The sequence below is a fragment of the Brevibacterium sp. 50QC2O2 genome (genome assembly GCF_024580675.1).
GTDB lineage: Bacteria > Actinomycetota > Actinomycetes > Actinomycetales > Brevibacteriaceae > Brevibacterium > Brevibacterium moorei.
Genome location: NZ_JANIJZ010000007.1, coordinates 16241 through 41447, shown reverse-complemented (window position 1 = coordinate 41447; position 25207 = coordinate 16241). Strand labels below are relative to the sequence as shown.

The 25207-nt window shown below is 63.5% G+C and carries 20 protein-coding genes; 13 read left to right on the top strand and 7 right to left on the bottom strand.

From position 1 onward, the window contains the following. Positions 1–3: 3 nt before the first annotated feature. Genes NQ038_RS07465 through NQ038_RS07455 form a run of 3 tightly spaced genes read right to left on the bottom strand, consistent with a single transcriptional unit; the run spans position 4 to position 3877 of the window. On the bottom strand, positions 4–1101 hold the full coding sequence (locus NQ038_RS07465) for a DUF917 domain-containing protein (protein WP_257062252.1): 1098 nt from the start codon (positions 1099–1101) through the stop codon (positions 4–6). Next, positions 1101–2288 (bottom strand): DUF917 domain-containing protein, encoded by a 1188-nt coding sequence (locus tag NQ038_RS07460; RefSeq protein ID WP_257062251.1) that lies wholly within the window; start codon positions 2286–2288, stop codon positions 1101–1103. Before NQ038_RS07460 ends, NQ038_RS07465 begins: the two co-directional genes overlap by 1 nt. Before the next feature lie 2 nt (positions 2289–2290). Then, a complete protein-coding gene (locus NQ038_RS07455) occupies positions 2291–3877 on the bottom strand; it encodes a hydantoinase/oxoprolinase family protein (protein WP_257062250.1) in 1587 nt (528 codons plus the stop codon). 221 nt (positions 3878–4098) lie between these two features. On the opposite strand from NQ038_RS07455, the gene NQ038_RS07450 reads away from it, so the two are divergent. Together NQ038_RS07450 and NQ038_RS07445 are read left to right on the top strand one after the other, a co-directional pair. Then, complete coding sequence (locus NQ038_RS07450) at positions 4099–4812, top strand: aspartate/glutamate racemase family protein (RefSeq protein ID WP_257062249.1); 714 nt, start codon at positions 4099–4101, stop codon at positions 4810–4812. A 36-nt stretch (positions 4813–4848) separates the two neighbouring features. After that, positions 4849–6192: a cytosine permease gene (locus NQ038_RS07445; RefSeq protein WP_257062248.1), complete on the top strand. Its 1344-nt coding sequence runs from the start codon at positions 4849–4851 to the stop codon at positions 6190–6192. Positions 6193–6756: 564 nt separating this feature from the next. On the opposite strand, the gene NQ038_RS07440 is transcribed toward NQ038_RS07445, so the two are convergent. Beyond that, on the bottom strand, positions 6757–7515 hold the full coding sequence (locus NQ038_RS07440) for an SDR family NAD(P)-dependent oxidoreductase (protein ID WP_257062247.1): 759 nt from the start codon (positions 7513–7515) through the stop codon (positions 6757–6759). A gap of 201 nt (positions 7516–7716) precedes the next feature. Here NQ038_RS07440 and NQ038_RS07435 point away from each other — a divergent pair, with 201 nt between their 5' ends. Then, positions 7717–8649 (top strand): polysaccharide deacetylase, encoded by a 933-nt coding sequence (locus NQ038_RS07435; RefSeq protein ID WP_257062246.1) that lies wholly within the window; start codon positions 7717–7719, stop codon positions 8647–8649. Positions 8650–8768: 119 nt separating this feature from the next. Here the strand turns inward: NQ038_RS07435 and NQ038_RS07430 are convergent, their stop codons facing one another. Together NQ038_RS07430 and NQ038_RS07425 are read right to left on the bottom strand one after the other, a co-directional pair. Further along, on the bottom strand, positions 8769–10355 hold the full coding sequence (locus NQ038_RS07430; RefSeq protein WP_257062245.1) for an amidohydrolase family protein: 1587 nt from the start codon (positions 10353–10355) through the stop codon (positions 8769–8771). An 81-nt stretch (positions 10356–10436) separates the two neighbouring features. Continuing rightward, positions 10437–11735, bottom strand: a complete 1299-nt coding sequence (locus NQ038_RS07425; protein ID WP_257062244.1) for an MFS transporter — start codon at positions 11733–11735, stop codon at positions 10437–10439. Between the two features lie 152 nt (positions 11736–11887). Between NQ038_RS07425 and NQ038_RS07420 the strand changes: the two genes are divergently transcribed. Further along, positions 11888–12922: an Lrp/AsnC family transcriptional regulator gene (locus tag NQ038_RS07420; RefSeq protein WP_257049574.1), complete on the top strand. Its 1035-nt coding sequence runs from the start codon at positions 11888–11890 to the stop codon at positions 12920–12922. An 18-nt stretch (positions 12923–12940) separates the two neighbouring features. Here NQ038_RS07420 and NQ038_RS15605 read toward each other — a convergent pair whose 3' ends face one another. Then, positions 12941–13894 carry an AsnC family transcriptional regulator gene (locus NQ038_RS15605; protein ID WP_257062243.1) on the bottom strand — a complete coding sequence of 318 codons (954 nt, stop codon included), beginning with the start codon at positions 13892–13894 and terminating at the stop codon, positions 12941–12943. Between the two features lie 219 nt (positions 13895–14113). Between NQ038_RS15605 and NQ038_RS07410 the strand changes: the two genes are divergently transcribed. The 9 genes from NQ038_RS07410 (at position 14114) to NQ038_RS07370 (ending at position 25138) form a co-directional block, all read left to right on the top strand. Beyond that, a complete protein-coding gene (locus tag NQ038_RS07410) occupies positions 14114–15058 on the top strand; it encodes an ABC transporter permease (protein ID WP_257062242.1) in 945 nt (314 codons plus the stop codon). 9 nt (positions 15059–15067) lie between these two features. Continuing rightward, complete coding sequence (locus NQ038_RS07405) at positions 15068–15958, top strand: ABC transporter permease (RefSeq protein WP_257062241.1); 891 nt, start codon at positions 15068–15070, stop codon at positions 15956–15958. A gap of 3 nt (positions 15959–15961) precedes the next feature. Beyond that, positions 15962–16975, top strand: coding sequence for an ABC transporter ATP-binding protein (locus NQ038_RS07400; protein WP_257062240.1), 1014 nt, complete (start codon positions 15962–15964; stop codon positions 16973–16975). Then, positions 16972–17838 (top strand): ATP-binding cassette domain-containing protein, encoded by an 867-nt coding sequence (locus NQ038_RS07395; RefSeq protein ID WP_257062239.1) that lies wholly within the window; start codon positions 16972–16974, stop codon positions 17836–17838. Before NQ038_RS07400 ends, NQ038_RS07395 begins: the two co-directional genes overlap by 4 nt. Before the next feature lie 2 nt (positions 17839–17840). Beyond that, entirely contained in the window at positions 17841–19319 is a 1479-nt protein-coding gene (locus NQ038_RS07390) for an amidase (protein WP_257062238.1), read from the top strand. Positions 19320–19337: 18 nt separating this feature from the next. Further along, positions 19338–20885 (top strand): ABC transporter substrate-binding protein, encoded by a 1548-nt coding sequence (locus NQ038_RS07385; RefSeq protein WP_257062237.1) that lies wholly within the window; start codon positions 19338–19340, stop codon positions 20883–20885. 92 nt (positions 20886–20977) lie between these two features. Then, positions 20978–22576, top strand: a complete 1599-nt coding sequence (locus NQ038_RS07380) for a Na+/H+ antiporter NhaC family protein (protein WP_257062235.1) — start codon at positions 20978–20980, stop codon at positions 22574–22576. Between the two features lie 5 nt (positions 22577–22581). Beyond that, entirely contained in the window at positions 22582–24255 is a 1674-nt protein-coding gene (locus NQ038_RS07375; RefSeq protein WP_257062234.1) for an amidohydrolase family protein, read from the top strand. 124 nt (positions 24256–24379) lie between these two features. Next, positions 24380–25138: a YoaK family protein gene (locus NQ038_RS07370; RefSeq protein ID WP_257062231.1), complete on the top strand. Its 759-nt coding sequence runs from the start codon at positions 24380–24382 to the stop codon at positions 25136–25138. Positions 25139–25207 lie beyond the last annotated feature (69 nt).

Genomic DNA, 25207 nt, shown 5'->3' with positions numbered 1-25207 from the left:
AGTTCAGCGTACGGCGCTGTCCTCGACAGGAACGAATTCGTGATCCAGACCGAAGCAAGATGGGCCGAAGACATTCAAGGCCTCCGGCGTGCGCATCATGTCGGGGGTAGAAATCCCGATGACTCGCACTCGCTGGCCGAACCGCAGGCGTTCGGTGGTGATGGGCTCGGCGGTATCCGCCTCTAAGACACAGATGAGGTCGGGCACACCAGCTACTATCTGCCCATCACGTACCGCGACAAGGTTCTCGTTCTGGAATGTGATTCGCAGTTCGCCGCCATCGTCTGCTGTGAAAAGTGCATGCCCCAGAGTGAAGCCCCGGTCTGTTGTCCGTTCGACGTCAACGACCTTGCCCTCGAACAGAGGTACAACTTTGTTGTACAGGGTATCGTTGAGTGCCGCGGACAGGATGCTGATGACATCACCATGGGATTCACGTGCCTGGCGTAGTGCGCGCCCCGCTTTGAGTGCCAGAGTAATGGTACGTGGTACCGCGGTATCCTTTGCCTGCCTCCCGGTCATCGTGTATTCGGCAATATGAGCGGCTCCGCCCAACCGGATTGTCGCCCCTCGGGCCAGCCATTCCATTTTGGGCGTGTCATCTGCAGTGTCGACGATGAAAGAATGGCCGACTTCGTCGGCGATTGCCAAGGGGGAGCCCTGCACACCATAGACGTTGAATGTCTCCATTTGCAGTTCGGGGAAGGCCCTACCCATACCGTCGGCGTCGACTACCGGCAAGCCCGTCTGAGCTCCGACCAACAGCGGAATCATTGAATTAATGCCACCACATTCGATAGGCATGGTCGCTTCCGCTATACGACCGGTGTACTTTTCCAATGCGCGCAGCGCGTCCACGGGCTCCGTACCTGCCGGGATTCGTTCCATGATCACCGTCGGTGCTCCCATCTGTGCCGTGGGGATAACGGTGATTTCATCGGGTAGCTCGTCGGGGTCCATGATGGTGATGGAACCGTTCTGTTCGATAGCGCGTTGGACCATGAGCCGCCCGATATACGGGTCACCCCCACCACCGGTACCCAGTAGAGTGGCGCCGCGGGCCAGATCGTCCAAATCGTCGACGGTAAGTTGCCAGGTCATTAAATATCTCCTTCGAAATCTGAGGTCGCCGAGGTGCCTGGCTGTCCGGCCGCGAAATTATGGGTGGCGGGAAAGCGCGCTCGGACGGGGTCAAGGTCGTAGCCGAAGCAACGAGGCGCCACGAGGTCAAGCGCCGGTTCCGAATGCCAGCGTGGATCGGCGGGAGCGACTATGACAGTTACCCTGGTCCCGAAGCGCAGAGCCTCCGTGGTGACCGCTTCACCAGTGTCGCTGTCCAAGCAGATGATGAGGTCCGGCGCGGTGGCCCTGATCTCGTCTCCGACCGTCGCGATTATGTTCTCATTCTGGAAATCCAGAGTGATGGTGGTGTCCGATGACAGATCGACAGTGGCTCGGCCTCGTGCGAAACCTGCCGTGGTCCGTCGTTCAACATCGACGATCTTTCCCGCACCCAGCACTACACCACCTAGTCTGTCGACCACACCGGGGGCTCCAGAACCGGCCGCAGCACGTGCCGCAATTAGTCCGGTCCCCAATTCATGGCAAAGCGACAGGGTATTCGGCACGAACGATTGTTTCACTTGGACCCCGGTCATGGAATATTGGCTGATGATAGTCGAACAGCCCATCTCCACAGTGGCAGTGCGAGCCAGGCGTTCTGCCCAGATATTGTCTGCCGGTTCGAAGACGATCGAATTACCCTTCTCATCGGACATGGCCATAGGTGCGCAAGTCACGCCGAAGATTGTCGGTAAAACCATCGGCAGCTCTGGGAATGCCCGCCCCATACCGTCGCCGTCGATTAACGGCAGGCCGAGCTCTGCGGCGGCTGCCACTGGGATCAAAGAATTCACTCCCCCGGCTTCGATGCAGGCTATGTGGGTGGGCACAATCCCTTTGTATGCAGCCAGGGTTCGTACAGCTTCGGCGAATTGTCCGACGGCCGCCAACTTCTCCACCATAACGGTGGGCGCGCCCATCATTCCAACGGGAAAGACACATGCATCGTCAGGAACATCGGTCAGTGCCACAACTTCGACGGGTCCGTGCTCGCGCAGGGCCGCTTCGGCCAACAGTCGACCGATGTGTGGGTCCCCACCACCGCCTGTACCCAGAATCGCGGCGCCCTTGGCGATTGGCAGGCAGTCTGCGGCCGCGATACCCGTGGCTGGCAGATACTTTAGGTGGGCGGTATCGCCGGGACCGGTGCGTGTTGAATGTGCCATGGTCATTCCGCCAGCGAGAGGTCGCCTACGGCCTTGGCCCGGATACGGGTGGCACCACCGGGCAGGTAGGGGAGGGGAACCTCGTCGAATTCGACGATCGTGGCGGTATCAGCGGTTGCACCAGCCGCGATAGCACGGCTGGTTGCTTCGCCCTTGGCCTCGGCGACTACCTCGTCACGGGTCCCCGGGGCGATGGAGAAGACTTTGTCGATCTCCCCTGAAACCTGGGCAATGGCGGCCCCAATTGCGTTGGCGACGCCAGAGTTCTCAGGTTTCAAGACCGTCCCCAAGCCGGGAAGCTCGTCGGGCAGTAGGATCGCACCGCCGCCGACGCCCACGACGGGCAGCGGCTCGGCGGAAGTCCTCATACGCTCCACAGTGTCAGCGACCCGGTGACCGATTTGGTCGAGTACGGCCGCGACGAAGTCAGGGTCAAGGTTGGCGACCTTCGTTGGGTCGCCTACAGCGGCACGTCCGGCGGCTACGGCCACATCCGTAGCTGTCAGGGTGTCGCCGCCGAATACCAAGGCCTTGCTAGTCAGGCGGTAGCCCACGGACTCAGGGCCTACGGCGATGGATTCGGGCGCGACTTGCTGGGTTCCAGCGGTGGGTTCGCCGTTTACTGTGATGATGGAACCACCTCCGATGCCGATCGACAAGACGTCGGGCATACGGAAGTTGGTTCGCACACCGGCGACTTCGACTTCGGTGGTGGCCTCGCGAGGGAACCCGTTCGTCAAAACCCCCACATCACTGGTGGTTCCGCCAACATCGATGACGGCGCATGTGGCGAGCCCCGACGTAACTGCGGCCCCACGCATCGAGTTAGTTGGACCGGAGGCGAAGGTTGCTACCGGATACTGCCGTGCATACGCCAAGTCCATCAGCGTGCCGTCGTTCTGGCTGAGAAACAGCGGCGCGGAATAGCCCAAGCTCTGCAGAGTCTCCTCTAATCGTCCGACGATGCTATCGGCCAGTTCCCGCAGTGCAGCATTGATGATCGTCGCGTTCTCGCGCTCTAGCAGGCCTACCCGGCCGATTTGGTGCGACAGCGACAGTGCGACCCCTTCGCCTAGCTCTTCGGCCAAGATCCTGGCTGCGTCGAGTTCGAACTGGTCGTTGATGGGCGAGAACACTGAGGAGATAGCAACAGAACGGATGCCATGCGCGCGCATGTCTGCGGCGTGTTCACGCAGCTCGTCGGCATCCAAGGGGGAAATTGGGCGGCCGTCAAATTCGAATCCACCGTGAGCCATGTAGGCGCGGCCGGCAATCGCCTTGACTAGGCGCTCAGGCCAGCCGATCAGCGGGGGCAGCGCCGAGGTCGCGGGTAGGCCCAGCCGCAGGGCGGCTGTGGGTGCCAGTCGGTTGGCTTCTACCAGGGCGTTGATGAAATGGGTAGTGCCTATCATGATGCCGTCGATCTGTGCGGCATCGAAGTTATGTTCTGCTTTCAGCGCTTCCAAAGCTGCGGTGATACCACTCGTCACGTCCGGGGTGGTCGACTGTTTGACGCCGGCGACGACCTGTCCGCCGTCCAGCAGGGCAGCGTCTGTGTTCGTGCCGCCTACGTCGATACCGATTCTCATCTGGGGCCTTCCTTGATCCTCAACGCAAGTGCATTCGTCATGCGCAATGGTGATGTGCAATCCCTGCCACTGTGCCACCTTGGAGTGAGGATGGTCATTGTGCACAGTGGCAGTTCTAAAGCGAGCAGTATGCAGTGTGCACATTTCGTCGAGCTTGCGGGGTGACTAGTGTCACGAAGTGCTGGTAGAAGAACGACCGACTCCACAGCAGGGAGAATTACATGCATTTACGCGTCATCTTGCCCATCACAGCCCAGAAGCTGCTGGGTCCCGTTGAAGTCGAGGCGAAGAGCTGGGCAAGTCCTGGCACTGTCGTTGACACGGTGCAGATCGCCCATGGGCCGGAATCGATCGAGTCTGACTATGACGAAGCCCTGGCCCTGCCGGCCATCCTGAACGAAGTGTCGCGGGCAGTAACCGACGGCGTCGACGGAATCTTCGTGTCTTGTTTCGCAGAACCGGCAGTTCACGCAGCACGAGAGATCGCACGGATCCCGATTTTCGGTGGATTCCAGCCGGCAGTGCATAGCGCGCTGGGAATGGCAGATCGGATCGGGATCCTCAGCATTTTGCCAGATGTATTGCCAGGTATCGACCGGCGGGTCGGATCGTACGGATTACGGGATCGGATCGTGGCCATTACCAGCGTAGATATGGGCGTATTAGAAGTCGACCAACACGATGTGCTGCTGGACCGTTTGGAGGCCGCTGCGCGTGACCAGATTGTGCAGCATCGGGCAGAAGCCTTCATCCTGGGCTGTACGGGCATGATCGGTGTCGCTGCTCAGCTTCAAGAGCGCTTGTCAACCGACGGCCCGATCCCAGTCCTGGATCCAACAGGGGCTGCGATTGTGGCATTGGAAAGTGCGATCCGACTGAACCTCAAACCCAGTTCCCTGGCGTATCACGCACCTCGGCCGAAATCCCGCAGCTGAGCACCTCGCCAAGCTTTGGAGTCGAAGGAGAAGACCATGGCATCATCAAATCCACCAGAGAGCATATCGACCGACGACTTTGACAGCGACTATGCTGACACCCCAGTGCCAGATCGGGCACGGAAGCACTGGTTTCCTATTGCGGTCACCAAATTTGGCCAAGTTTCGGCCCTGAGTCAGTTCCTGCTCGGGTCCACCCTGGGTTTCGGGATGCCGTTCTGGAAGGCATTTGTCGCCATCACGCTGGGATCCGTCATCCTGCAAGTCGTGTCGATCATGGTGGGCATCATCGGAATGCGCACCGGCCTGACTACCTCGATTCTGACCCGATGGACGGGGTTCGGGCGTGGTGGAGCAGCAGTAGTCGGAGCTGTCATCGCGATTTCCTCTATCGGCTGGTTCGGGATTCAATCCGGGGTATCGGCTGAGGGACTGGCCTCGACTGTAGGTGTAATGCCCGAATGGCTGTGGGCTCTATTGTTTGGCTTTGCAATCACGGTGGTCGTCGTCTTCGGGTTCAAGATGATTGCTCGTGTCGCCTATATCGCTGTCCCTCTCTTCTTGGTTTTGGCTTTGGCAGCCGCAGCGATAGAGCTGAGCCGGCACAGTTTTGGTGAGCTGCTGACCTCCGCGCCGCCTGGACCCGAGATGAACCTGGTTCAGGGCACTGGTCTGGTCGCCGGCGGATTCATTGTCGGTGCGGTCATCAATTCAGACATCACCCGGTACAACCGGAGCTCTGCCGATGTCGTTAAGCAGACGGTCCTGGGAATTACCCTAGGCGAGTACCTCATCGGCCTGATTGGTGTCCTTCTCGCTCATGCAGTGGGTTCTGCCGATGTTACGACGATCATTCTGTCGTCTGTCGGGTGGATCGGCGTGCTGGTCATCATCATGGGCACGATCAAAATCAACGACATCAACCTGTATTCGTCGGTCTTCGGTATCATCAATTTCATCGCAGCGATCTTCGGTCGAAACGCCGATCGCAAGACCGTCACCATAACCGTGGGTGTTCTTGGTTCGGTGCTGGGAGCTGCTGGCATCTTGGATCACTTCACCACGTTCCTCAGCGTGCTGGGCGTGCTTATGCCTCCGGTCGCGGCAATCATGGTTGCGGAGTACTTCATCGTGAAGAAATGGCGTGGCGAGATAGACGTAGCTCATACGGAGCGCCTGGTGCCTGCGACACAGCCGAATTGGATTCCGCTAACGCTCATCATCTGGGCCATCGCATCAGCCGTCGGTTTCTTCGTGACCTGGGGGATCCCTGCGATCAACTCGCTGGTCGTTGCGTTCGTGTTGTATGTTGCCGCTGGCAAATTGGGGTGGATCAAGGAGTATGGGCGCAGTGATACCCCCGAGCGGGTGCGTCGCTGAGCTTCTGTGCACCGAGCCCTTCGGATTGCGCTGGAATTCCAGCGCAATCCGAAGGGCTCGGTGCACAGTTTTCAAGGTGTGCGGCCACGGCGCTGTCTCCTTCAAACCCCCGCCGCATAGCCATCGCGGGGGTGGCACCTCCTGCCAGATGACCATCGATGCGTGTGATCGCATGGATCCCGGCGAACGCGAAGCTCAGCGCCGACCTGCGGACTTTGTAATCCTCGCTCTGTAGAGCGAGGATTACAAACCGGGGGATCCTGTTCGAGATGTCGATCTCGTTGGAAGTTGCGACGACCACGTGAACCCGCCCCAATGATCGTCGGTCGTGATTGCCCGACCCGTTACTTGAAGCCGGGAGCCGGGCCCAGTTCAGCGCACAATTGCGAGAGAGCTTCGCATAGGCGCGCTCGCGGTAGGCCAGGAGTTCGGCCGTCTGCGATTCGTCCAGAGAACGTGCCGGCGTGAAGAGCCTCATCGATCTTCGCAACGCTCTCTGCCTTCCTTCCGAATGCGGGTCCTCATCGCAGCTGAGGACCTGGAGAACCGAGTCCGACTACGGGGTCAGCGGATCGTGTATCCGCCGTCGGCCACCAGGGTGGTGCCGGTGACCAGGGACGCGGCATCGCTGAGCAGGTAGAGGGTCGGACCCGACACCTCGCAGGCCTCACCGAAGCGGCCCAGCGGAATCCGGGACCGGAGCTCATCCGCCCAGGCCCCGCGCTCCAGCGTGCTGGCCGTCAACGCAGTCTTCACGAAGGTCGGAGCCACCGCATTCACGCGGATACCGTACTGGGCCCACTCCAGGGCCAACTGCTTGGTCAGGTGGATCAGCGCTGCCTTGGACGAGCCGTACGCGGCGCGCTCCTCGATCGCGACGATGCCCGCCTGCGATGCCATATTCACGATCGCACCGGGTGTCTTCGTGCCCACCCACGTGCGTGCGAAGGCCTGGCTGATCAGGAAGGTGCCCTTGACGTTGATGTCGAAGACCGTGTCCCAGTCGTCCTCGGTGATCTCCAGCGCGGGTTTGGGAACGTTGACGCCCGCGTTATTGACCAGCAGGTCGATTCCACCGGTCACCGCATCGACGGCATCCGCGAACGAGGCGATGTCCTGTGGCCGGGACAGGTCCAGGCCGGGGATCGGCTCGGTGCCGTAGCGGGCGCAGATCTGCGCGGTCGTCTCGGCACTGCGGCTGGTGCCCCAGACCTGGGCGCCGGCGGCGTGCAGGGCGTCGGCGACGGCCTTGCCCAGGCCGTCGGCCGCTCCCGTGATCAGGGCTTTCTTCCCATCGAAGCCGGTGAAGGGTGGAGTCGTCATCTGGTGGCCTCCTGCAAGTAATGTTGTACAAGTGCAAGACGGGCCGGGTGAACGCTACCGTGCGAGCCCACGACCGTACTCGGCACCACATTACTGTGCGATGCGGACTCTGCTGTGACCGGTGGCGCCTTGGCGCGCTCAGACCGCACCCGCATATGATGTGAATCATGCATAAGGCGACGATGAGGACTGGGGAACCCGATGAGTGATTCGATCGATGAACAGCTGGCCGACCGCGAACCGTGGCAGTGGGACGAACCCGTGTGGCGGGCCGAGGTGGATCGGGTCAGGGCCGGGCGCGCACTGGTCGATCCCGACCCTGCGAGCCGCTGGCCCGGTGGCGCGAAGTGCGCTGTGATGATCACCTACGATGCGGACCACGAGACGCCGTTCCTACGGGACAATCAGACCACGCCTGGCTCGTTGTCGGTGGGCGAATACGGTAGCCGGGTGGCGGTTCCACGGGTCTTGAAAATGCTGGAGCGCAACGGTGTGAAGGCCACGTTTTACACCCCGGGCGTATCCGCACTGCTCCATCCGCAGGACATCGAGGCCTTCGTCGCCGGCGGTCACGAGGTCGGGGTGCACGGCTGGATCCACGAGCGCAATACAGAACTGCCCTATGAAGCGGAACTCGATCTGATCGGCCGGGCGACTGAGAACCTGGAAAAGCTCAGCGGTACCAGGCCCGTGGGGATTCGCACACCCTCCTGGGACTTCTCCCATTCGACTCTGCAGGTCATCAGGGACATGGGCTTCGTCTACGATGCCTCGCTGATGGCCGATGAAGAACCCTACGAGATCCTGGCCGATGGGACTCCCACCGGGATCGTCGAGATCCCCTGTGAATGGATTCGCGATGACGCTCCGTACTTCTCCATGAACCGGTTCGGCGGGATCCGCCCGCACACGCCGCCGCGCGATGTCGAACAGATATGGAAGGACGAATTCGACATGGCCTATGCGGAGGGCGGAGTCTTCGAACTGACCCTGCACCCGCACATCAGCGGGCACCGGTCACGGATCTCAGCGGTGGAACGCGTCATCCAGCACGCCCTGGGCAAGGAGGACGTCTGGGTCGGCACCCATGCCGAGCTCGCCGACTTCCTGCGTGGGAAGTTCGAGATGGGGTAGCGCCGGTGGCTCACCGGCTCCCGATCGTATAGAAGATTGGACTGTCTATTTCAGATTCCACTGTTCAAACAGTGGAATCTGAAATAGACAGTCCAAAGAAGTAGAGAGCCTTCAGCCCCTCAGTGCCGCGCCGCCAGGAACTTGCCGGCCCGCCGTCCGGTCCAGGCACCTCGGTCCACGACGTGCTCACCTGCGACGAATACGTCGAACAGTCCGGCAGGGGCGTCAGTCGGGTGGGCGAAGGTCGCATTGTCGGTCAGGGTGTCCGGGTCGAACAGCACCAGATCGGCGAAGGCGCCCTCGGCCACCACACCGCGGCCCTCCAGGCCGAAGGTCTGTGCCGGTAGGGATGTCATCCTGCGGATGGCATCGACCAGGTCGACGGCTTTGGTCCGGCGGACGTAGTGGTCGAGCATCCGGGCGAAGGAACCGTAGCCGCGCGGGTGAGGTTTGCCGCCGGTGCCCACCGGCAGCCCGTCCGTGCCGATCATCGTGAAGGGGTGCTGCAGGCCCAGGGCCACATCCTCCTCGCGCATGGCCCAGAGGATGACGGTGATGTGCAGCTGTTCGTCGATGAGCATGCGCGCGACGGCCTCGATCGGTTCGACACCCATCGTCGCCGCTATCTGCGCGACGGATTCGCCTTCATAACGATGCGAGCCCGTGCTTGCGACGATCACCCCGTCCCAGCCCGCAGTACGCGCATAGTTCTCGAAGGTGGCCTCGGAACTGGCGATCTGATCGCCGGCGCGCCGGACCAGTTCGCGGGACTTCAAGCGCCCCAACAGCTTCTGGGCCCCGCCGTCGTGCATCCACGGCGGCAACAGCGCGGTCATCATCGTGCTGGCGGCGGAATACGGGTACATGTCCTGGGTGACAGGCAGCCCGGCCGTGCGCTGTGCGTCCAGGTATTCCAGCGCGGTCGCCATCTGGGACGAGGACTGCCGATCGGCGAACTTCAGATGCGAGATATGGCAGCGGATGCCGGCGTTCTGTGCCACGTGCACTGTCTCCCGCAGACTGTCCATCAGGTGATGGCTCTCCGAACGCATGTGGCTGGCGTAGATCGCGGTGGGTGGCAGATTCGACGCCAGGGTCACGAGTTCGGATGGTTCGGAGAACACTCCGGGCGGGTAGATCAGGCCGGAGGACAGCCCGCCGGCGCCGTTTTCGATCGCATCGTCGACCAGGTGCTGCATGGTGCGCATCTCGGTCTTGTCCGGGGCGCGCATCTCATCGCCCATGGCGGCCACCCTGACGGTATTGTGCCCGATCAGGGTGGCGAAGTTCGTGACGTATTCGTGTTGGTTCATCGCCGCCTTGTATTCGGCGAAGGACCGCCAGCCGTACTTGGCGGCGGGGAAGATCCGAGTGACGAGTGTGTAGAAGCCGTCTTCGTGCAAAGGGTCGATCGGCGCCAGGGAGAATCCGCAGTTGCCGTTGACCTCGGTCGTGCACCCCTGCATGATCTTCGAGGTGTCGTCTTTGTCCAGCAGTGGGCTGTTGTCGGCATGGGCATGGGTATCGATGAAGCCGGGTGAGAGCACCATTCCGTCGGCGGATACCGTTTTGACGTCGGCCAGGCCGGTGAAGGTGCCGGGTTCGCGGATGGCCTCGATCTTCTGGCCGTCGATCAGCACGTCGGCTACGAAGGGTGCGCGTCCGGTGCCATCGATGACGCGGGCCGCAGTGATGAGGGTTTTCACGTGATGCTCTCCTTTACACAGTGGGGTTTCCGTCAGTGGCCGAGGCTCCGGCCGGCCGGGCGCAGGACCTCGGCCGGGCGGCTACATCGGCTTCTTCATGACCTTGGGCAGGATGATGATGGCCACTGCGGATATCACCAGCAGGACCACCATCGTCATCAGACCGCCCTGGGCCGAGCCCGTGGCGTCCTGGACGAATCCCATGATGGTGGGGGCGACGAAACCGCCCAGGATGCCGAAGGTGTTGATGAAGGCGATGCCGCCGGCTGCCGCGGTCCCGCCCAGCGTGGTCGTCGGGACTGCCCAGAAGATCGTGTACGCGGCCCAGACTCCGCAGACCGCAATGCACAGCGCGATATAGGACAGGGCGAAAATCGAGGACGCATAGGCCGCGACGACCAGGGCCAGCGCCCCTACGACCGTGGGAATGAGGGAGCGCCAGAAGCGGTCGCCAGTGCGGTCGGAGCCCTTGGTGAGGAACCACAGGACCGGAAGGACAAGGAGGTAGGGCAGTGCCGTCGCGAAGCCCAGAGTGATGTTGTTGGTCAGTCCACCGTTGTGCAGGATGGTCGGCAGCCAGAAGCTCACGGCGTAGATGCCGCACATGATGCCGAAGTAGGCCAGCGCCATGACGTAGACGGCGGGGCTCTTCAGCGCGTCGGTGAACTTGGAATCGTGGTGGCGCTCCTTCGTCTCCTCGAGCTTGGTGGTGATGAGTTTCTTCTCATCGGCGTTCAACCACTTCGCCTGCAGCGGGTTGTCCGGGATGAGGAACCAGAACAGGGCGCCCAGCAGTACGGCGGGCAGGCCCTGGATGAGGAACATCCACTGCCAGCCGGACAGGCCCCAGGCGTTGTGGGTCAGTTCGATGATGAGGCCGGAGGTCGACGATCCCAGGATCGAGCCCAGGGGACCCGCCATGGCGAACAGTCCCACGACTCGGCCCATCCGCTTGGCGGGGAACCAATAGGTGAAGAAGAGGATGACGCCAGGGGCGAAACCGGCCTCGAAGATGCCCAACAGTGCCCGGATGATGTAGAACGAGACCTCATTGTTCACGAACAGCATTGCGGCGGACACCAGGCCCCACAGCAGCATGATGCGGGTGATCGTTTTCCTGGCGCCGATCCGGTGCATGAGCATATTACTGGGAATCTCCAGGCACGCATATGCCAGGAAGAAGATTCCTGCACCCAGGCCGAACACGGCTTCCGTTAGGAACGGCATCTCCTGTTGCATCTGCAGCTTGGCGAACCCGATGTTGGTCCGGTCCAGGTATGCGAACAGATAACAGATCATCAGGAACGGCAGCAGGCGCAGTGTCACCTTGCGGTAGACGGCCTTCTCCGCCGGCGTCTCGGCGATTTGCTGCTTCGCCACAGGCGTGCTCATAGGGCCTCCAGGATTGAAGTTGGGCGGGGAACCGGACTAACTCTAACGGTGGAAGTGATGCAGTGCATAATGTGCAAGAAGGTTGATAATATGCCAAAACACTGCATGAAAAACACGCTGGAATACGAGGTGATGCAGGAATGATCCATGAAAGTCAAGACAGTGAGTCAGGGGCGACGGACCCGGTCGACCTCGACATCGTCGATGCGATCCAGCTCCACCCGCGGGCTCCCTGGTCGGTCATCGCCGAACGCGTTGGTGTTTCCGAGGCGACGGTCTCGCGGCGCTGGCACCGGTTGCGGAGCTCGGGCCTGGCGTGGTCGGGCGTGGCCCTGCACCCTGCGGTGTCGATGGGTGCCTTCTTGGAGATCCGCTGCTGGTCGGACGACCACGCCACCCTGATAGGGGCGTTGGCGGAACACCCCGATGTCATCACGATCGGACTGACCACGGGGGACTTCAACATCTTCGTGATCATCCTGGGCATCGATCTGCCCGCAGTTCTGCGCCGCGTCTACCAGAACCTGCCGGAACTCGATCTGGCCGACCGGGTACGGGTCAGTCTGTTCCACCGAATATCGGGTGGCGTCAGCTGGCGGCAGGGCCTGCTCAAGGTGCCCACGGCCGAGGCCCTGGTCGCAGGGACCCCACCCGGGGACAGGGAACCGCGGAAAGTCGCGGTCCCCACTGTCGACCTGCGTCCCCTCTTCTTGGAGCTGGCCGGGGATGCCCGCGTTCCCGTGCGCGAACTGGCCCGCCGCCTGGATACGACGCCCGGCATTGTGAGCCGGCAACTGGCCGGGCTGACCGAGCACGACAGCGTCATCTTCCGGTGCGATGTGGCCCGCCCCGACTTCGACTACCAGGTGGGCATCCTGGTGTTGTTGCAGGTGCCGGTGCTGCGGTCGGCCGCTGTCGCCGAGGCTGTGGGCGGCTGGATCGAGACGCGATTCTGTACCGCTACCACCTCGGCGGCGAACATCATCGTGGTCGCCGGTCTGCGCGATCTGCCGGATAGCGACAGGTTCCTCAACAAACTGGCCCGGGTGGATGCCGGGGCCCGAGTCGTGGATGCCCGGATCGTCACCGGGAACACGAAGGTCTACGGCTGGCATCTGGACGGGTTGGGCCGAGCCGCCCGCTGTACCCCCGTCGATCCCTGGGCGATGGCGTAGCCCGCTGCCGGACCAGGGTCAGGTCAACGAGACGGCGTTGCGCTTGTCCGTGTGGATCGCGATGAAGGTATCGCCATCGGTGATCCGGCCGGCCCAGGGCGCTGCTGTTAAGAACTCATCGAGGCTGTTGCGGTGCGCCAGGTCGACCTTGATGAGGAACTGCCAGGGCCCGGCGATTCGCACGGCGTACTTGATCGAGTCGTCGGCTCGCAGTTCTGCGCTCAGCGCTGCGACCTGACTGAGGTGGGTCCTGCACACCAATATGTATTCGGCGTCCTTGCCGATCAGGCTGGGGTCGAAGACCGCACGCAATTGCAGGATGCCAGAGGTCCGCAGGGCCTCGACGCGTCGCCGGGCGGTGACGTCGGAGATCCCGATGATGCGGCCCAGTTCCTCGAAAGTGCGCCTGCCGTCCTCGCGGAGTGCTGCGAGCAGGGCCAGATCGCGCTGGTCCAGATCAACGCCTGGGCCCACGTGTAGGTCCACCGGTGCGGGCACCCCCACCAGCATCCGGGAGCGTTCGGCAGTGCTGAGGATCCCCGGGCGCCAGTTGCGGGCAGTGCGCAGGTATTCGAGCACTGGCAGGGTCTGGGCCTGGGCCAGGCCGGCCAGCGCCGGTATCTCGTCGAGGTAGAAGTCGACTTCCTGTTCCGGTGAGATCGCGACGTCCGCGATCAGATCGTAGGTGCCCGTGGTGATGTGTGCCCACATCGTCTCCGGTCGGGCACACAGGGCCTTACTGGCCATTCGGGCCTGTCCCAGTCCGCAGTTACCCAGCACGATGGCCCCACGGGCGGGAATGGTGATGGCGCGGATGCGCAGTGCGCCGGAGGCCAGCAGGGTCTGGGCACGGCGCGCGACGGAGCGTTCGTGCAGGCCCAGGGCGGTTGCGATCTTCTGCCAGGAAGCGCGGGCATCGATATGCAAGGATTCTATGATCTTTTGATCGGTGCGTGAGCCGGATTCCGCCACTGGCACCCTCCCTTGATCTCGATTCCAGTGCCTGTCGCTGTCGCTAATCTACATCTCCTGTCAAAAGTTGGCGGAATTCATGCAGGTTTCCCTAGGGTTGTGATCTATTCGACAGATTGCGTGCGGTGGGGCAACTCCATGGTTCGACCACGGGGTGAACGCCGCTCACACAACGCCCGTGTGTGGACGGTGCGGACACCCGGGGCAGACGGAGGACCAATGGCACGATTCCTGATACGGCGATTACTGGCGTTGATACCTGTGCTGCTGGTCGTCGCCATCGTTACCTTCACACTCATCCACATGATGCCCGGTGATGCCGCGGCCGTGATGCTCGGTCCCAATGCGACCGCCGAACAGGTCGCACAGCTGCGCGCCAATCTTGGTCTGGACCAGCCACTGTTCGTGCAGTTCTTCGCCTGGCTGGGCAATATCCTGACCGGGGATCTGGGTGAGTCCGTCTTCATCCACCGCCCGGTGACCGAAATCTTGGCCACCGCGCTGGCGCCGACCGTCAACCTGGCCCTGCTGGCCGAAATCATCGCGATCGTTATCGGTGTGCCCGCCGGTATCATGGCGGCCCGTCACGCAGGCGCGATTCGCGACAAGTCGTTTATGACCGGGGCGATGATCGGCATCTCCATGCCCAGCTTCCTCATCGGCCTGCTGCTCATGCTGATCTTCGCGGTGCTGCTGGGCTGGTTCCCGGTGGCCGGTTACCGGGCCCTGGAGGACGGGCCGCTGGAGACCCTGCGCTATCTGGCTCTGCCGGCCGTCGCACTGGGGCTGATGCAGGCCGCGCTGATCGCCCGAATGACGCGTACCTCCATGCTGGAGACCCTGTCGAAGAACTATATGAAGACCGCTAAGGCCAAGGGGCTGGCGGGTAACAAGATCGTGTACAAGCACGCGCTGAAGAATGCCTCGCTGCCGATCATCACGACCATCGGACAGACCCTGGGCACCCTGCTGGCCGGGGCCGCCGTGGTCGAAACGGTGTTCAGCATTCCCGGGATCGGCCAGCTCATCGTCAATTCGATCGAACGCCGCGACATCGTGGTGATCCAGGGCGTGGTCCTGCTGATCGCGGTCGTCTATGTGGTCATCAACTTCATTGTCGACGTCTTGTACAGCATATTGGACCCCCGGGTCCGGATGGCATGAGGTGAACCAGTGAGTACTGAAATGACCACCGGTTCCGCACACCGGCTCAACAGGTCGAGAAGCCGCCGTTCCCTGCTGGTGCGGAAATTCGGCAAGAACAAAATGGCCGTGGCCGGAGCAGCGATCTTCCTGTTCATGGTGCTGTTGGCCCTCATCGGCCCGCTGCTGGCCAAGGACCCGATGGAGATCGATCCGATCAACCGTCTGGCCGCGCCCAGCGCAGCCAATTGGTTCGGCACCGACAACTACGGCCGTGATGTCCTCTCCCGGGTCATCGCAGGTGCCAGAGTATCCCTCCTGGTGGGTATTGTGACCGCCCTGATCACCGGCTTCATCGGAGGGCTCCTGGGACTGATCGCCGCGTACAACAGGGTCGCCGACGCCATCATCATGCGCATCTGCGATGGCCTCATGGCCTTTCCCGCGATCCTGCTGGCCATTGCGATCATGGCCGCGCTGGGCGCGAAGACGTCCAATGTGATCATTGCCCTGAGCATCGTCTTCACCCCCTACGTGGCGCGCATCGTACGGTCGACGGCTCTGGTGGTGAAGGAACAGACCTTCGTCGAAGCGCTGAAAGCCCAGGGGGCTTCGTTGTTCCGCATCATCTGTATTAACATCGCCCCGAACATCCTGTCCCCGCTGGTCGTACAGATGACTTTCATCTTCGCCGATGCGCTGATCACCGAGGCCGCCCTGAGCTTCCTGGGCGCGGGCGTCCCGCCGCCTGCCGCTTCCTGGGGCAATATGCTCCTCGACGGCAAGACCCTGATCTTCAACTCCTGGTGGATGACGGTGTTCCCCGGAGCCTTCATCATGGTCACCATTCTGGCCGTCAACCTGCTGGGCGACAGCCTGCGCGACCTGTTGGACCCGACGCACAACAAGACGAGGAAGTGACCGATGGCATTCGTACTCGAAGTAGACGACCTGCGGACCCGGTTCACAACCGAGACCGGGCAGGTCACCGCTGTCGACGGAGTCTCGTTCAAGGTCCGTCCCGGTGAGATCGTGGGATTGGTGGGGGAATCCGGCTGCGGTAAGTCGGTGACAGCCGAATCGCTGATGCGCCTGCAGGACCCCGACACCACGGAGTACTCCGGCAGTGTGACCTTCAAAGGACAGAACCTCTTGGAGGTTTCCGAAGCCCAGATGCGCGATTACCGTGGTGGGCGGATTTCCATGGTGTTCCAGGACCCGATGAGTTCGCTCAATCCGGTGTTCACCATCGGCAACCAGCTGGCGGAGACGATCCTGGCACATGAGGACGTGACCAAGAAGCAGGCCATGGACCGGGCCCTGGAACTGTTGGAGCGCACCGGAATCCCGGAACCGGCCGAGCGGCTGCGCCAGTACCCACACCAGTTATCCGGCGGGCAGCGGCAGCGCGTCGTCATCGCCATGGCACTGGCGTGCAATCCGGAACTGCTCATCGCCGATGAGCCGACCACCGCCTTGGACGTCACCACCCAGGAACAGATCCTGCAGTTGATCCTGAACCTGCGGGAGGAATACGCGGCGGGCACCGTCTTCATCACCCACGACCTCGGCGTCGTCGCAGAGGTGTGCGACCGGGTCATCGTCATGTACCTGGGCCAGGTCATCGAGGACACCGATGTGATGACCCTGTTCGACAAACCTGTCCATCCCTACACGCAGGGACTGATGCGTTCGACTCCGGCGCTGGACACGGATCCGGAGGTCGACCTGCCGGTCATCCCCGGGACCGTGCCCACGTTGAACAATGTGCCGGCCGGCTGCCGGTTCGCCGCACGCTGTCCCTTTGCGACCGAGGCCTGCCGGGCCGCGGTGCCCGAACTGCGGCAGATCTCCCCGGACCACAGGGTGCGCTGCATCAGGGCCGAGGAGATCGCGGCAATGGACGAGCAGGCCGCGGGGAAGGAAACAGCCCGATGACAGAATCCACCGCGCAATCCACGTATTCCGCATCCGCTCGGACCACGCCGCTACTGCAGGTGAAGGACCTGGACAAGGTCTATTCCTCGCACAATCCGTTCTCTTCGAAACGCCGGGAGAACCACGCGGTCAAGGGGATCAGCTTCGACATCCCGGCCGGGACGACCTACGCGCTGGTCGGCGAGTCCGGTTCGGGAAAATCGACGACCGGCAGAATGATCCAGGGTCTGGAGGAACGCACCGCGGGCACGGTCGTCTACGACGGGCGGGAGATCGACCTGGGCAAATCCCGGTCGATCACCGAACGCCGGCAGATCCAGACGGTGTTCCAGGACCCCTACTCCTCGCTCAATCCGCGGCGGAGGATCGGGACGATTCTGGCCGAAGCGCTCAAGATCGTGGGCGAACGCTCGCCCGAGGTGATCCGCAAACGGGTCTTGGAGAGCCTGGAGCAGGTGGGCTTCGGGGCCGAACACGCTGGAAGGTTCCCACACGAATTCTCCGGTGGACAGCGGCAGCGCATCGGCATCGCCCGCGCTCTCATGGTGGATCCTCGCCTGCTGATCCTCGACGAGCCGGTGTCCGCACTCGACGTGTCGATCCAGGCCCAAGTCCTCAATCTGCTGCGCCGGCTGCAGCGGGACACCGGCCTGACCTACTTCTTCATCTCGCACGATATGAGCGTGGTTCGGTACATGGCCCACCGCATCGGCGTGATGTACAAGGGGGAACTGGTCGAGGAGGGAACCCCGGACCGGATCTTCGGCGATCCGCAACACGAGTACACCAAGAAACTGTTGAAATCAGTTCCCATCACCCACCCCGGTATGCGGCGGGCGCGGACTGGGAAACAGGAAGGATGACGATGGAGCAGCAGGAGCACGGGTCCATCATCGGCGCCAAGGCGCGAGACCTGGCGGCGTCCGTCCGCACCGGTGAGCACAGCGCCCGGGAAGTGGTCGCCGCCCACCTCGACCGGATAGCCGAGGTGAACCCGGCGGTCAACGCCCTCCTGGACGTTCAGCCGGAGACGGCCCTGGCGCAGGCAGCTGCGATCGATGCGATGCCGCCCGAGGTTCGCGCCGCGCTGCCGCTGGCCGGTCTGCCGGTCGCGGTGAAGGATCTGATCCCCGCACGGGGCTTCCGCTATACCCAGGGTTCGCCGATCTTCGCCGAGAGAGTGGCGACGACCGACCATGTGGTGGTCGAGCGCATGCGCGCAGCCGGTGCCGTCATCGTGGGCAAGAGCAATACCCCGGAGTTCGGCCTGGGCTCCCACACCTTCAACCCGGTCACCGGGGTGACCCGCAATCCCTATGATCTGGACAAAACGGCCGGCGGCTCCTCTGGCGGCGCGGCAGCCGCCCTGGCCTCGGGCATGCTACCGATCGCCGACGGCAGCGATACGGGCGGTTCCCTGCGCAATCCGGCATCGTTTTGCAATGTGGTGGGCATGCGGCCCTCCCTGGGCGCGGTTCCCAACCACCCCGGTGGTTACGGATTCGGAACCCTGTCGGTCAAAGGGCCAATGGCGCGCTGCGTGGCCGATGTGCGTCTACTCTTTGACGTGATAGCGGGCCGGCACCCCCTCGATCCACTGTCCGCCGACACCCTGCCGGGGCCCAAGGGTGCGGGACCTGCCGCGGCATGGTCACCGGACGGCGGCTTGGGCATTAGAGCGGCGTGGACTCCCGACTTCGGGGGAGAGATCAGTGTCTCCGCCGAGGTCCTATCCGTCCTGTCCCCTGCGATCGACCGGCTGGCCGCTGCCGGCTTCCGGATGGAATCGGGCCATCCCGACCTGGGCGGGGCCCGCGAAGCCTTCCGCACCCTGCGCGGCCTGCAGATGTTCAACAACCTGGCGCCCCTGGCCCACGACCATGCCGACCAGATGAAAGAGGACGCTCTGTGGAACGCCCGCGTCGGGCGGGACGTCACGGGCGCCCAGGCATCCGGGGCACTGGCCACTCAGTCACGGGTGTTCCAGAAGATGGCCGGGTTCCTCGAAGACGTGGACATTCTGCTCACTCCCACCTGTCAGGTGGCACCGTTCGACGTGCACGAGCGGTATCCGCGCAGTATCGACGGTCGGGTCCTCGATGACTACCTCGAGTGGATGACTCTGCCCAGCATCATCACCCTGACCGGCCACCCGGCGATCTCGATCCCGGCGGGGTTCACGGCCTCCGGGCTGCCCGTGGGCCTGCAGGTCGTGGGTCGCTACCGGGATGACCGGACTCTGCTGGCTATGGCACAGGTGGTAGAGGCGGCGGTCGGGACCGGACACATCGCACCGCAGGCCGACCTGTCCACAGCCCGCGACCGCTTTCCGACGATTCACTGAGATTCACTGAGGAACGACATGAAACGATTGATCGCCGCGGTCTGCGTGAGCGCCTCACTGCTGTTGACCGGCTGCATGGGTGGCGGCCTGGGGGATTCCAAGGGCTCCGGCCCGAACGACTTCACCTTCGCTTTCAATGCCCAGCCCACCACCCTGGACCCGATGATGGCCACCGCCACTGCCACCCGCGACATCTCCAGGAATTTCCTGGAACCCCTGATCGCGGCGACCGATGACGGACAGGTCAAGCCGGTCCTGGCCTCGAAATTCTCCATGTCGAAGGACAACCGCGCTATGAACTTCACCCTGAGACACGGGGTGAAGTTCCACAACGGCGACACCATGGACGTCGACGACGCGGTTGCCTCGGTCCAGGCATGGTTGAACAAGACCGGCTCGGGTAAACAGTTCTTCGCCAAGGCGACCGTGGAAAAGACGGGCGACGACACGCTGCGGTTGAACCTACCCGAACCCCTGGCCGTCGCACCCACCCTGTTCGCCGATATGCTGCAGGGTCCCGTGATCCAGCCCAAAGAGGTCATGGAAGCCGCCGGGGACAGCGCGGTCACCGACTACACCGGCACCGGTCCGTACAAGTTCGAGGAATGGCAGACCGACCAGTTCGTGCGCCTGTCGAAGTTCGACGACTACGTATCCCCCGCAGGGGAGGCGAAAGATGCCACGGGGCACAAGGAAGCCCACTTCGACAACATCTTCTACTACTTCGTAACCGACCAGTCGACCCGCATGTCGGGATTGCAGACCGGTGAATACGATGCGGCCAATGTCCTGCCCCCGGATAATTTCGGAATGTTGGACGGCAATAAGGACCTGGCCGTCGAGGTGACCGAACTGGGGTTCAACGCCGCGGTGTTCAACAAGAAGACCGGACCGATGGCGAATCCGAAGATGCGTCAGGCCGTGCTGGCCGCGGCGAATACCGAGGACATCCAGAAGGCCGCATTCTCTGACCGCAAGTTCTACGACACCGATGGTGCGTTGGCCCCGCCCTATTCGCCGTGGAATTCCAAGAAGTACCTGGAACGTTATAACGAGAAGAACCCCGGGGACGTCAAGAGGCTTCTGGACGAAGCCGGGTACAAGGGCGAACCGATTCGGATCCTGACCTCGCGCGAATACGAGGACCACTACAACAATGCGGTGGTGCTCAACCAGCAGCTGATCAATGCCGGGATCAAATCTCAGCTGGTCGTCACCGACTGGGCCACCGTATTGCAGGACCGCACGGATCCGAAGGCCTATGAAATCTTCATCACCGGTTCGAACTCTCCGACCAACCCACTGACCGCCGTGTATTTGAACAAGGCGTGGCCGGGCTGGACGGACAGCAAGGCCCTGGATACCGTGTCGGACAAGATCCTGACGGCATCCAGCGAAAAGGATGCTCTGACCCACAAGGACGAGTTGCAGAAGGCCTTCTACGACTATCTGCCGATCGTCAAATTCGGTAAGAAGAGCGGCATCATCGCCTTCAACAAAGAGTTCACCGGCTACCGGTTCTCGGCCGTCTCAGGCGATCTGATCTACAACATGCAGAGGAAGTAGGCGCCGTCCCGGCAGACGTCCGATGACCATGTGATAGGTTCAACCCCGTTTGATCTGGAACACAAACCAAGGAAACAGGGAGAGACGTACTCATGGCGAACACGCCGCCCACTGAGTCCGGGGCCTCGGGCCCGGACGACCCGCAGCACCCAACCCATCACCGCAGTGCCAGGGGCCGGGAGGCCCAGGCCGCGGCTGACCAGGGTGATCTGACGACTGCGACGGCCACGCGGAAGGCCGGTGGCACCGCCGCCGACATCAGCGGGCAGGCGCAGGACGCCGAATCCCACAACACCTACGAGGTGACCCTGTCCAAGGGGCGGCGGATCACGGTCTGGACGCTCAGCGCCCTGGGCGTCATCGCCTCGGTCGTGGCGGCGTTCTTCACCAACGGTCCCACCCTGTGGGGCCTGCTGCCGATCGTGCTGTACGCGGTCCTGGCGATCCTGGGCATGGACATCGTGGTGGCCACCGTCATCGCGATCGTCTCCGGCTTCATCATCGGCAAGATCGACCTGATCGACGTCGGCAAGATCATGGGCGATTCCCTGTCCGACCAGATCACCATGATCGGCCTGATCATCATGCTGGGTTCCGGCGTGGGCGAGATCCTCAAGATCACCGGCGTCGCGCAGCGAATCGTCACCGGGGTCATGCGGGTGTTCGGCAAATGGGGACGCCAGGCCGTGGTGATGGGCGTGATGATCTCCTGCCTCATCCTGGTCGCGGCCCTTGGCACCCTCGCCGGGGCAATCGCGATCGCCGCCCCCATCCTGCTGCCGATCACCGCACGCCTGAAGTACACGAAGTCCGCCACCGCGGCGATGCTGTTCATCGGCGGCTGTGCTGGCCTGGCACTGGCGCCGTTCGCCGGCTCCAATGTCGCGATCATGGAGGCCGCCGGGGTCAACTACGGCCAGTATCTGCTCTACGGCGCCGGCCCCCTGGCGATCCTGTCGCTGGCCCTGGGCCTGCCCGTGGTCGCCTGGATGCAGAAGCGCACCGGCGGCGACGTCGAGGACTACTACACCGCGGACGAGGTTGGCGCCGAGGACACCGCGCACGTGCCCGGATCGGGCCGCGCCACCGCCGTCTTCCTGGTCATCCTGCTCGCCTCGGTCGTCTTCGCCACCATGACCTCGGCCGGTACGCAGTTCCCGCTCATCGCCCTGCCCGTCCTGGGCGTGGCCACGGGGCTCGCGGCCCGGATGAGCATCTCCGCGATCGTCACGGCCGTCTACCGCGGTTGCGCTGCCGTGGTCAGTATCTTCATCCTGTTCTGGCTGCTGGCGGCCCTGTTCAAGGTGATCGACGAACTGGCCCCGTTCCAGGTCATCCTGGACATCTTCGGCCCGCAGCTGCAGTCGGCCTCGCCCTTCGTCTTCTCCATCATCATCGCCCTGCTGGGCTGGGTGGGCGTGCCCGGCGCGACCGCCGCCCAGGTGGTCCTGCTGGACAAGGTCTTCGGCGACGTCGGCACCGCCCTGGGCGTCACCGCCAGCAGCTGGACCATCGTGCTGCTGTTCGCCTCGAAGGCGGACACCTATGGTCCGTTCCCCAACGGCAATATGGTGGGTGTGATGGGCCTGGCCCGCTCCACCAACCTGAAGAACATGATGCTCACGGGCTGGATGCTGTTGGTCCCGGCCTGCATCATGTACGGCATCATCCTCTTCTTCGAAACCAGGTGACACACATGCTCGACATCCTCATCGTCAACGCACAGATCGTCGACGGCACCGGGTCCGGGCGCTACCCGGGCGAGCTCGGCGTCAAGGACGGCCGGATCGCGCACCTGCGGGCCACCGGGCCGGCCGGCGCCACGGGGCCCGCTGCGGGCACGGCCGAGGCCTCGACCGCCGGTGGGGACACCGCCGGCGCGGGTGCCCCGGCAGGCTCCCCGCAGGCAGTCCGCGTCATCGATGCGGCCGGCCAAGTGGTCAGCCCCGGGTTCATCGACCTGCACTCGCACGCGGACTTCTCCATCCAGGCCTCGCCGGCCGCCGCGACCCAGCTGGTTCAGGGAGTGACGACCGCGCTGACGGGCAACTGCGGATCCTCGACCTTCCCGGCGCGCTCGCTGGAGGACATCCGGCGCGACAACGCCCACCTGGACGCGGGCTTCACCGGCGAGTGGACGGATGCCGCCGGGTTCTTCGCAGCTTTGGACGAGACCCGGCCGGGGATGAACATCGCGGTGCAGGTGGGCCTGTCGTCCATTCGCTCCTGCATCCTGGGCCCCGGCGACGTGGCGCCCGACGAGGCCCAGTTGGCCGCGATGCGCCGCGAGGTCGCCAAGGCGGCCGAGGCCGGAGTCCACGGCTTCTCCTCGGGTTTGATCTACGCGCCGGGGTCGTACTCGACCCCGCCGGAGGTCGCAGCCCTGGTCGCCGAGGCGGCATCGCACGACCTGCTGTACTCGACCCATATGCGCAATGAGTCGCACTCTCTACTCGACTCGGTGCGCGAGGCGATCGCCGCAGCCGAGGCCGGTGGCGCCCGGCTGGAGATCTCGCACCTGAAGGCGATGGGACCGGGGAACTACGGCAAGCCGGCCGCCGCACTTGAGCTGATCGAAGCGGCCCGGGCACGCGGTGTGGACGTGACGGCCGATGTGTACCCGTACACGGCCTCGTCGACGCGGCTGACCTCCCGGCTGCCGGGCTTCGCGATGGACGGCGGGAAGGACGCGCTGCTCGAACGCCTGGCCGAACCCGAGGTCAGGGCCCGGATCGCAGCCGGCATGGCCGAGCGCTTCGGACGCGACATCGACCCGGCCGGCGTCGTCATCGCCTCGGTGGGCCCGCAGTCGGGCGTCGGATCCTATGAGTGGACGGTCGGTCTGTCGCTCGAACAGATCGGGCAGCGCGACGGCTGCTCGCCGCAGGAAGCGGCCATGCGCGTGCTGCAGGCCCACGATGCCGCCGTCGGGATCGTCAACCACGCGATGGACCCGGCAGATGTCGCCCGCGTGCTGGCCCACCCCCTGGTGTCGGTGGCCAGTGACGGCTGGACGATGAACACCGAGCGGGTGGGCAAGCCCCACCCGCGTTCCTTCGGTACCTTCGTGACTGTGCTGGGCCACTATGTGCGTGAAACAGGACTGCTGACCCTTGAAGAGGCCGTGCGCAAGATGACCAGTGCGCCGGCGGCGCGGATGGGGCTTGCCGACCGTGGAGTGCTGGAGGTGGGCCGGGTCGCCGATGTGGCGGTGTTCGATCCGGATACGGTACGGCAGAACGCCACCTACGATGAGCCGTGGCAGTTGGCGACCGGTGTGTCCACCGTGCTGGTGGGCGGCAACGTGGCGGTCGACGCGGGCAGGGTCGTGCCCGAGCGCTTCGGTCAGGCCCTGCGCAAGAACGGGTGAACGGCGGCGCGGCCCCGGCCGCTGGTGAGCGGACCGCGGGTCGCAGCCACGCTGAAATATAGAATGCCCTCGGCGGCCGTCTTCAGGCGGCCGCCGAATCATTCCCTACGTCGAACGGATACCCATGGCCGATACCCAGTCCACGAAGTCCCATCCACAGTCCCAAACGGTGGAGCCCGCACAACCGCGATTCCTGCGGGTGGAGACGAACCTCCACCTGGTGCTCATGCTGAGCCTGACGTTCACCACCGGGATGGTCGATGCGATCGGCTACCTGGGACTGGACAAGGTCTTCACCGCGAATATGACCGGCAATGTCGTCATCCTGGGGATGGGCCTGGTGGGCGGTCGCGAGGTCGCCGACGGTTCCGGTCTGCCCGTCCTGGGCCCGACGATCGCCCTGTTCGCCTTCATGATCGGTGCCGTGCTCGCCGGGCGCATCAACCGCAGTTCGGCCAAGGGCTGGAGCGGCACGACCACCGCGATGTTCCTGACGACCGGGATCGGCGTCACCCTGCTGGGCGCGCTTGCCATCCCATTCAGCCCGGTTGCGGGCACCGTCTGGGGTTTCGTCGTCACCGGCGTGTTGGCCCTGCTCATGGGCGTGCAGGCGGCAACCGCCCGTCGGCTGGGCGTCGCGGACGTCACGACCGTGGTGGTGACCTCGACGATCACGGGTCTGGCCTCGGACTCCCGCCTGGCCGGCGGGGACGGGAACAAGTGGCCGCGCCGTTTGCTGGCCGTCGTCGCGATCCTCGTGGGCGCTGCACTCGGTGCTCTGCTGGTCAAGGCCGGTGTCGGTCTGGCCCTGCTGGTGGCCGGCCTGGTCGTCCTGGTATTGATCTGCGCAGGCCATGCCCTGGTGAAGCGGTCGCAGGCGTAACCTGCGAATACGGCGAACTTCGAGGCGCCGTCTCATATCTCGGAAGTGTATACAAACAGGAAACAAACA

Excerpts from the sequence above, each read along its gene's own strand:
- NQ038_RS07385 (WP_257062237.1), top strand. The coding sequence starts at position 19,338 with ATGAAACGATTGATCGCCGCGGTCTGCGTGAGCGCCTCACTGCTGTTG.
- NQ038_RS07380 (WP_257062235.1), top strand. The coding sequence starts at position 20,978 with ATGGCGAACACGCCGCCCACTGAGTCCGGGGCCTCGGGCCCGGACGAC.
- NQ038_RS07465 (WP_257062252.1), bottom strand. The coding sequence starts at position 1,101 with ATGACCTGGCAACTTACCGTCGACGATTTGGACGATCTGGCCCGCGGC.
- NQ038_RS07420 (WP_257049574.1), top strand. The coding sequence starts at position 11,888 with ATGATCCATGAAAGTCAAGACAGTGAGTCAGGGGCGACGGACCCGGTC.
- NQ038_RS07395 (WP_257062239.1), top strand. The coding sequence starts at position 16,972 with ATGACAGAATCCACCGCGCAATCCACGTATTCCGCATCCGCTCGGACC.
- NQ038_RS07375 (WP_257062234.1), top strand. The coding sequence starts at position 22,582 with ATGCTCGACATCCTCATCGTCAACGCACAGATCGTCGACGGCACCGGG.
- NQ038_RS07370 (WP_257062231.1), top strand. The coding sequence starts at position 24,380 with ATGGCCGATACCCAGTCCACGAAGTCCCATCCACAGTCCCAAACGGTG.
- NQ038_RS07390 (WP_257062238.1), top strand. The coding sequence starts at position 17,841 with ATGGAGCAGCAGGAGCACGGGTCCATCATCGGCGCCAAGGCGCGAGAC.
- NQ038_RS07410 (WP_257062242.1), top strand. The coding sequence starts at position 14,114 with ATGGCACGATTCCTGATACGGCGATTACTGGCGTTGATACCTGTGCTG.
- NQ038_RS07435 (WP_257062246.1), top strand. The coding sequence starts at position 7,717 with ATGAGTGATTCGATCGATGAACAGCTGGCCGACCGCGAACCGTGGCAG.
- NQ038_RS07460 (WP_257062251.1), bottom strand. The coding sequence starts at position 2,288 with ATGGCACATTCAACACGCACCGGTCCCGGCGATACCGCCCACCTAAAG.
- NQ038_RS07445 (WP_257062248.1), top strand. The coding sequence starts at position 4,849 with ATGGCATCATCAAATCCACCAGAGAGCATATCGACCGACGACTTTGAC.
- NQ038_RS07450 (WP_257062249.1), top strand. The coding sequence starts at position 4,099 with ATGCATTTACGCGTCATCTTGCCCATCACAGCCCAGAAGCTGCTGGGT.
- NQ038_RS07440 (WP_257062247.1), bottom strand. The coding sequence starts at position 7,515 with ATGACGACTCCACCCTTCACCGGCTTCGATGGGAAGAAAGCCCTGATC.
- NQ038_RS07455 (WP_257062250.1), bottom strand. The coding sequence starts at position 3,877 with ATGAGAATCGGTATCGACGTAGGCGGCACGAACACAGACGCTGCCCTG.
- NQ038_RS07400 (WP_257062240.1), top strand. The coding sequence starts at position 15,962 with ATGGCATTCGTACTCGAAGTAGACGACCTGCGGACCCGGTTCACAACC.